Source organism: Bacillota bacterium (genome assembly GCA_040754675.1).
In the GTDB taxonomy this organism is placed as follows: domain Bacteria; phylum Bacillota; class Limnochordia; order Limnochordales; family Geochordaceae; genus Geochorda.
Genome location: JBFMCJ010000173.1, coordinates 1 through 8,017, shown reverse-complemented (window position 1 = coordinate 8,017; position 8,017 = coordinate 1). Strand labels below are relative to the sequence as shown.

The window sequence follows — 8,017 nt, the reverse complement described above, 5'->3', positions numbered from 1 at the left end:
GGAGGTCTTGGCCCGGGTCGGCCTCCACTCGCTTGTCTCAATGGGTAGACAGAAGGCCTCGCCCTGAAACGACAGCAAATGGCTTCATAACGGCAAATCGGGGGACTTCAAGTTGAGCAACTTCGGATTAGGGCCCGGCCGCCGGGGGCTCCTCACTGCTTCACCGCCCCCTCGAGCCCCCGCATGAAGTAGCGCTGGCCGAACAGGAAGACCACCAGGATCGGTACCATGGCGATGACCGTACCCGAGGCGATGGCTCGGGTGTTCGTTGCGAACTGTCCCTGCAAGTCAAGCAGCCCGGACGCCAGCGGATAGTAGCTCTTGTCGGTCAGCACGATGATAGCCCATAAAAACGAGTTCCAGAACCCCACGAACTGAAGGATGCCGAACGCCGCGATGGATGGCGCCGTCAACGGCACCATAATCTTCCACCAGATGCGGAGTTCGGACGCCCCATCGACCCGTGCCGCCTCGAGCAGCTCCTCGGGGATCGCCAGGTATGCCTGCCGCATCAGGAAGATGCCCACCGTCGACGCCAGGCTCGGCAGGATCACCGCCGCGTACTGCCCCACGCTCGTGTGCAACAGCCCCAACTTGATGGTGGTGATGTAGTTGACGATGAGCCCGGCCTCGTTCGGCAGGATGAGCGTTGCGATGATCGCCCCGAAGATGAGGTCCCGCCCGGGAAACTTCAGCCTGGCCAGCGGGTACCCTGCCAGCGTCGCCACCAGGACGCTGAGCAGCACCCCGGAGACGCTGATGATGGTGCTGTTCAGCACGTACCGCCCCAGCGGTACCGTCTCCACCACGGTGCGGTAGTGGCGCAGAGTCGGCTCCTGCGGCCACACCGGCGGCGGGAAGTTGAAGACGGCCCCCACGCTTTCGAAGCTCGTGATAACCGTCCAGAAGAACGGGTAGACGGTCGTGATGGCGATGGCCATCAGCAGCACGTAGACCAGGAACGTCCCCACGCCGCGCCTCGCCCGCCGGACGGCCTTCATGCGGCGGGCGGCCTGCCGCGCTGGCTCCGGGCGGGCGACTGCCACCCCGGCGACGGATGGCACTGGCCGTGCGCGGGAGGGCACCTGCTGCGTCGAAGAGGGCGCCGCGGGCATCAGATCTGCCCCCCTCGCACGTACTTGAAGTTGATGATGCTGAAGATGAGGCTGACCGCCGCCACCACAAGGCTCGCCGCCGCGGCCTGCCCGTACTGGAAGTCCTGGAACGCCTTGGAGTAGATGTAATACAGCGCAGTGTACGTCGACCCGGCCGGTCCGCCGCCCGTCATCACGAAGATCTCCTCGAACACCTTGATGGCGCTGATGGTGGAAAGGAGGCTGCACAGCAGGATGACCGGCCGCAGCAGCGGTAGCGTGACCTTCCAGAAGACGTGCCAGCGGCTCGCCCCGTCGATGACCGCCGCTTCTTCAAAGGAGGGGTCGATGGACTGCAGCCCCGCAAGATAGAGTACCATGTAGTAGCCAAAACCCTTCCACAGCGTCACGAACATCACCGCGTACAGCGCGATGGACGGCCGGTTCAAGAAGCTGATGGGCCGGTCGAGGATGCCCAACAGCTGCAGCACGTAGTTGACCGGCCCGTACTGGTTGTACATCCATCCCCACATGATCCCGACGACGGCGAAGCTCGTCACGACGGGGATGTAGTAGGCCGTCCGGAACAGCCCGATGGCCGGTAACCGGCGGTTTACGAGCACCGCCACGGCGATGGCCGTGATCTGGATGACGGGCACCACCATGACGTAGCGAAGCGAGTTGAGCAGCCCCGTCCAGAAGTGGGCCTGTGCGGCCAGGCGGCGGAAGTTGTCCAGGCCGACCCACTCCGGGGGCTTGATCACGTTGTACTTTGCAAACGCAAGGTAAGTTCCGAACAGCATCGGCCAGAAGGTGTAGATGGCGAGCAGCACCAGGGCCGGTGCGAGGAACGCGTAGGCAACCAGGGTCGTGCGAAGCCTGGCTTTGAGCGTGGCGGCTCTCATTTCGGCCCACCTCCTGCCGCCGGCACCGAGCGCCCGGATACGGCGTCGAGGAGGGTGAGCCCCACGACGACCGGGTTCGTCCAGCGTACGTCGCTTTTTACGGTAAACGAGGCGATCATTTTGTTCGGATACGGGTTTTCGATTTCAAGGACGTCCAAACCTATCGGGAGACCGTTCCTGGTGTGGCCACGCCAGGCAGGGTACCGGGCAAGAGAGTTGAGCGTGGGGTCCGTCCAGGCGGCGATTTCACGGCCGTAACTCAGGCGTCGGGTATGGGTGGTCCCGTCCTGGTACGTGAGGGTGTAGGTGCCAACGCTCTGCCGCTTGCCCGGCGCGGCCCACCCGGCGGCGTGCAGCACGGCGAGGGCCGCTGCCTCGGCGTGAATGGGAATCGTGACGGTCTCCGGAAGGTCGCGGGCCGCGCCCCGGTTGGCTCGTGTTACGACGGCGCCGCTGAGGTGAAAAGCGTAAGGGCCCAGCCGCACCACGCGGCCCGCCGGCACGTCGGCGCCTGAAGCCTGTTGCCCGTCCGGCCCCGCTGCCATGCCCGTCTCTTGCGCCGCCTCTTCGGCCTCTTCCACGAGCGCTGAGAGATCGTACTCCGGGCCTTTGCCCAGCCACCCGCTCCCGTCCGGGTCGACCAACGATCGGGTAGCGTGTGGCCCAAGATAGACCAGACGCCCGGAAACCGGCCGCCATGCCTGCCGCGCTGCATGCAGGCCCGGTTGGCCTGCCAGCGTTCGCGGCTGTACCCACTCGTCCGCGAAGCGCCTTGCCGCAACCTCCTCCGATACGGGGGCATCCGGGTTCCAGAAACTCGCAGCCGCCCGGATGTACGCCACCGCCTGTTCCGTCTGCCCGTCGGCCACGGACGGGTTGCCGAAATACCCTGTCCACCGGGTCTGGAGCATACCGATGGCGCCGTCCCGCAGAGCGCTCCTGGCGAAGCTCTCGGCGTTGCCGGGCCGGTACCACGTGGCCCCGATAACCGGAAACCCCGCCGCCCGGATCTCCCGCACCGAGGGAAAGTCGTCGGCGGGCCAGTAGTGCCAGTCGGTGATGACGATGTCCTTGGGCAGCCGGCCCACGATGTCCCGGGTCACCTCGGAGAACGCGACGTCCTGCCACATCATCGTCCCGACCCCGCGTGACCGCAGGTGCTCGTAGAGGCGCATCACGTCGTTGTAAAAGAGGGTGTTGAAGCCGGCGCGCCGGCCCTCCTCGGTCGCCGGGAAGGTACAACGGTTTCGTACCTCGTCGTGACCAATGTGGACGTAGCGGGGCCTGAACACCTCGATGGCCTCGTCCAGGACCGGCAGCACGACCTCGTACGTTCGGGGGTTGAGAGGGTCATAGGCGAACGGCTCCGGGCACCCCGGATCCTGCAAGAGGTCGCGGTTCGCCCCGCCGTAGAACATCCACTGGGCGTGGCCAAGCAGTTCGATGAGCGGCACCGGCTCCATGCCGTAGCGCCGGATGAGACCCGCGACCCGCCTGGCCTCGTCCTTCCCGGCCCCCTGGGGGTGCCAGATCTGCCGGGTTGAATCCCACTGAACGTAGTTTGCCATCACCAGCACCTGGTTGAACTTGTGCCGCGCCAGGATGGGGATCAGCCGGTCGTTGACGCCCTCCGAGTAAGCGTCCAGGTAAATCATCGCGGCCCGCACGGCAAACGCGGGCCAGTCCACGATATCCGCAAAGCGCAGGACGGGCCCGTCGGGGCCTTTCGCCACGAGTTGCAGCAGCGTTTGAACGCCCCAATACGCCCCCCGGGCGCCGGCGCCGGCCACCCAGGCGCCTTGCGGCCCCACGTGCAAGGCGTAAGCCTCTGCCCCGTCCAGTCGAATCCCTGCCTGCCGCACCCGCCCGGCAAGTTCCTCATCTTGAACCGTGCCGATGAGGATCTCCGGGCCGGCTCCCCCCACCTCCACTCCCCAGCGGCTGGCCAACTCGTCCCTGAGGGAAAGAGCGGCGTGCTGGAGTTCGGGATTCCCGCCGACCACACGCAAGTACACGCCCTTTAGGGGTAACAACCCGTCCGGGAACTCCGCCCTCTGCGGCACCGGAATGATCACCGGCACCTCACCACCGGGCACCGCCTCCACTGCCGGGTCGAACGCGGCTTCCACAGGGATGAGCCGGGTGCCAGCCTCCTCTGCCGGTACCGCGCCCACCCCGGCCAGGGCCGCCACCGCAGCGAGAGCCACCCCCAAAGCCGCAGCACGAAGACCTGTGGACGGCGTTCTCTGCGCGAGCGTGCCCGCGGCAAGCCCCTGGGTGGATTTCCTGACCCTTTTTCGTGCAAGAAGACGAAACCCAGCCACCGAGCGACCGCTCCTCCTGCTCGCCTGCGGGGAACCGCGGGTGGCCGACCATCTCGGCCTCCCGCGCCAGGCGTTCCTTTAGAGTTCAGCGTTCCAGGCCTTGACCGCGTCGTCGAGTGCTTGCTGCACCGTCTTGCCGCCGAAGAATGCCGCCTGGATGTTGTCCCCGAACACCTTGAACAGGGTGGACGCGTTGGGCACGTGCACGGTCAGGTCCTGCGCATACTGAAGCTGTGCCGCGTCCGCCACCCGGGCCTGGTCAGCGGCGGTGGGCCCCGGCGTGGTGAAGTACGGGTCCTTCGCGGCGGCCACGGTGCTGGGGAAGGTGTTGGACGCCTTCGCAAAGGTGAGCTGGTTGGCATCGTTGGTGGCGAATAGTGCGAACTCTACCGCCAGCTTCTTGTTCTTGGTGTTCACCGGCACCGAGAAGCCCATCAGCGGTGTGTGGATGACCTTGCCCTTGTCGAGCGGGTACGCGGCTGCCCGGGTGATCTTGTAGACGGCAGGGTTGTCGTTGGCCACCCGGATCAGAAACTGCGGCCCGGTCAGGAGCATCCCCAGCCTGCCGGCGCTGTAAAGCTCGGTGGCGCCCAGGTAACCACGGCGAAAAGTATCCTCGGGGATGTAGTCTTGCTTGTACAGGTCCACGTAGCTCTGCACCAGCGCCACGTGCTCGGGCGAGTTGAAGACCGCCTTCGTGCCATCCTTGCTCAGGATCGGGAGCCCTGCCTCCTGGAAGACGAACAGCATAGTGATCCCCCAGATGTTGGGCATGAACCCGTACAGTCCGGTGCGGTCCTTGATCTGTTTAGCCGCCTCGACCATGCCCTGAACGGTGGTCGGCGGGTGCTCGGGGTCAAGGCCCGCCTTCCTGAAGATCTCGCTGTTGTAAGCGAGGACCTTGGGCGCCCAGTACCACGGAACGCCGTAGATCACGTCGCCGTCCGTGAACGTGGCGAGCGCCCGGGAGAAGTAGACGTCGAACCCACCCTTCGGGGCGTACTCGTTCATGGCCAGCAGCGCGCCCTGCTGGTAGAGCTGAACGGCGATGTCCGAGTTGAGGTTCACCACATCGGGCGCCGTGCCCGCCGCGATGGCCGAGAGCAGCTTCTGCTGCATGGCCTGGATCGGTACGTCGGTCCACTTCACGGTGACGCCCGGGTGGGTGGCCTCGAAGTCGGCCGCGAGCTGCTTCATCTGCTTGTCAAAGTACGGGCTCAGCGAGATGGTCCAGAACTCGATCTGCTCCGCCGCCAGGGCCGACACAGCCAGGCCCTGCAGCGCGACCGCCGCGAGCAACGCCACAAGAACCATAGAGCCAATCCTTCCACGCATCCTGTGACCCTCTCCTTTCAGGATCTGTCGGCGGCGCCCTGGGGCCGCCTCTCCCACCCCACCGGGGCGGACTGCACAGGAGGGGCGGGATCGTTCTCCGGCCCGCCGAGGCGGACCGTCAACGACACCTCGAAGAGCCTGTCCCACGGAAACTCCAGTTCAAGGAACCGCACATCCGGCAGAACGGCCTCATGGACGGCAAGGTGCGGTTTCCAGGCTCCAAGCCACCGCCCGAAGGTGGTATGCAGCCTCGACAGCACCTCCGACGCAAGACGCGAGCGGTGCTCGCCCAGGGAGTACGGGGAGATTCCCAGCGCGGCCACCGGACCGGCTACCATCTCCTGACGCACCTCCGCCTGATAAGCCCAGTCTTCCGCGAAGCGGAGGCACAGGAACTGATGGTGCGCCCGGGTGGCGGCGATCTCTGCTTCGGCGCTCAGCGTACGCTGGGCGGCCCAGCGCAGGGCGGCATGGGCGAGCGCGGTGCCGAGGGAGTTGCCCGCGGTGTTCCATCCGGCGTAGGCCGCCAGATCGAGCGGCCATACATAGGCAGGCAGCATCTCGATGAGGACCCGATCGGCGCCGTTGGCATAGGCCAGGTCGGCGAGGGCAGCCGGCCGGTCCGGGTACGACTGGATCCCGGCCGCCAGGGCCTCCAGGAACTCGGCGAGGCTCCGGCCGCTTCCCACACCCTCGCCGGGCAAATGCTGGAAGGGCGCCTCGGACTGCGGCCCGTCCGGGCTGTTGACGAAAAGCGCAATGTCGGGGCTGCCAGCGCAGTCGGGGGCCAGTTGGAGCAGGCCGCCCAGGGCCGTGATCTGCCCCTTGACGCCTTCGAGCAGCGGGCGATCCTCGTACTTCGGCACGACGTGTGGCCCCTCGGTGGACGAGAACCGCACAGAAAACCGGGGCCGAAGCCCAAGCCCTCGCAGCACGTGGCGGGCGAGCAACACCAGGCCGGTCTCGTCGGCACCCGGGTAGAGGGCCACCCGCCGGAACGCGCCCAGGTCCGCCACGAGCCGGGTAAGGGCCCGCTGCTCCCGCGCGTGAAGGCCGAGCGGCGGACTGTCGTCCTGGGTGAGGGCCAGGAAGTCGATGACACCCTCACCCGCAAGGCGCGCCAGTTCGCGGTTGACTCGGTGGTTGCGGGCCCGCCGCCTCTGCCAGTCCTGGCGGACGTCGGAGGGGATTTCGGCCTCGAGTTGGGCTCGCCTTTTCTGAAGCCCCTCGAAGTCCAGCGAGGCCAGTTCCGGCGGCAGCGGGACACGGGAACCGGCCCGCCGGGCGCTCTCCCAGCCCCCGGGGCCCTGTTGGGTAGCGTCTAGCACCATCGAGTACAGTGCCATGCGGCGCCCGAAGGTGGCCCAATAGGAAGGTTCTTCGTCGTCGCTATCATACGAGGGCGTCCGCAGGATGACGCCCTGCACGTGAATCAAAAGCGACGGGCGGGACTGCCTCAGTTCCCGCAACAGAGAAAGCCTGGCGATCGCCTCCGGCTCCGACAATTCGGTCACTCTGGAGGGGATGAGTCCGCCAAACACCAGCGTTTCGGCCGCGACCACGACCGCGTCCGAACGGGCGGCGGCATCCCGCAGCCACTCCGCCAGGCCCGCCGTGTCGGCCGGACGCTTCTTCAGCCCCATCAGCCCGGCGGGCGGGACCTCGACCTCTACACCGGCAACGGGGCCGAGAAGCTGCGGATAGCGGTAGTTGCACGGCCGCTCGTCGAGCGGCAGCAGCGCCACCCGGCGAACGGGGCGTGCGGGGCCTTGAGGGCTGCGGGCGGCCATCACGCGAGAGCCTCCCTCATCAGGTCCCACCATCCGAAGGGAGCATCCAGCGCGCAATGCGAGTCCGTTCGGTCGAGGTTGGCCGTCGCGTCGATCCAGATGTTACGCGGCATCAGACGTTGGCCCCCTGGTCACGCAGAACGCGGCGGAGTTCGCCTGCATCCAGGTATCGGGGGCTAACGCCGGCTCGAGCGGCCAGCGCCGCGGCCGTACCCGCCGCCTGGCCCAGCGAATGGCAGTTGGGTTGGATGCGCACCGCCGACTGCGCCACGAAAGTCGCGGAGATGCAGCGGCCGGCAACGAGCAGCCCCTCGACACCCCGAGGCAACAAGCACCGGTACGGGATCTCGTGATACTCCCCGTCGGGCGGGCGCCGCCCGTCACCTGCGGCCGGCCGCTTTGCGCTGCCTCCTGTGGGCTGCACCAGGTGGATATCGACCGGATAGCGATTGCGAGCCACTGCATCCGGGAACTTGCGCCCGGAAACGATGTCCTCCAAGGTGAGCACGTAGTCGCCCAGCACCCGCCGGCTCTCCCGAACCCCCACCATGGGGGCGACCTGCTGCACA

The 8,017-nt window shown here is 66.8% G+C and carries 6 protein-coding genes; all 6 read right to left on the bottom strand.

Annotated elements, in window-relative coordinates; genetic code table 11:
• Positions 1–152: 152 nt before the first annotated feature.
• Complete coding sequence (locus AB1609_11245; GenBank protein ID MEW6047041.1) at positions 153–1,115, bottom strand: carbohydrate ABC transporter permease; 963 nt, start codon at positions 1,113–1,115, stop codon at positions 153–155.
• A complete protein-coding gene (locus AB1609_11240; protein MEW6047040.1) occupies positions 1,115–1,999 on the bottom strand; it encodes a sugar ABC transporter permease in 885 nt (294 codons plus the stop codon). Before AB1609_11240 ends, AB1609_11245 begins: the two co-directional genes overlap by 1 nt.
• The gene (locus AB1609_11235; protein MEW6047039.1) at positions 1,996–4,323 is read right to left on the bottom strand and encodes a glycoside hydrolase family 20 zincin-like fold domain-containing protein; all 2,328 of its coding nucleotides are present in this window, start codon (positions 4,321–4,323) and stop codon (positions 1,996–1,998) included. The genes AB1609_11240 and AB1609_11235 overlap by 4 nt, the downstream gene beginning before the upstream one ends.
• 78 nt (positions 4,324–4,401) lie before the next feature.
• Positions 4,402–5,637, bottom strand: a complete 1,236-nt coding sequence (locus AB1609_11230) for a sugar ABC transporter substrate-binding protein (GenBank protein MEW6047038.1) — start codon at positions 5,635–5,637, stop codon at positions 4,402–4,404.
• A 38-nt stretch (positions 5,638–5,675) separates the two neighbouring features.
• Positions 5,676–7,448 carry a DUF4127 family protein gene (locus AB1609_11225; protein MEW6047037.1) on the bottom strand — a complete coding sequence of 591 codons (1,773 nt, stop codon included), beginning with the start codon at positions 7,446–7,448 and terminating at the stop codon, positions 5,676–5,678.
• 112 nt (positions 7,449–7,560) lie between these two features.
• Positions 7,561–8,017 (bottom strand): FAD-dependent oxidoreductase (locus tag AB1609_11220; GenBank protein MEW6047036.1); only part of this gene is annotated, 457 nt, incomplete at its 5' end.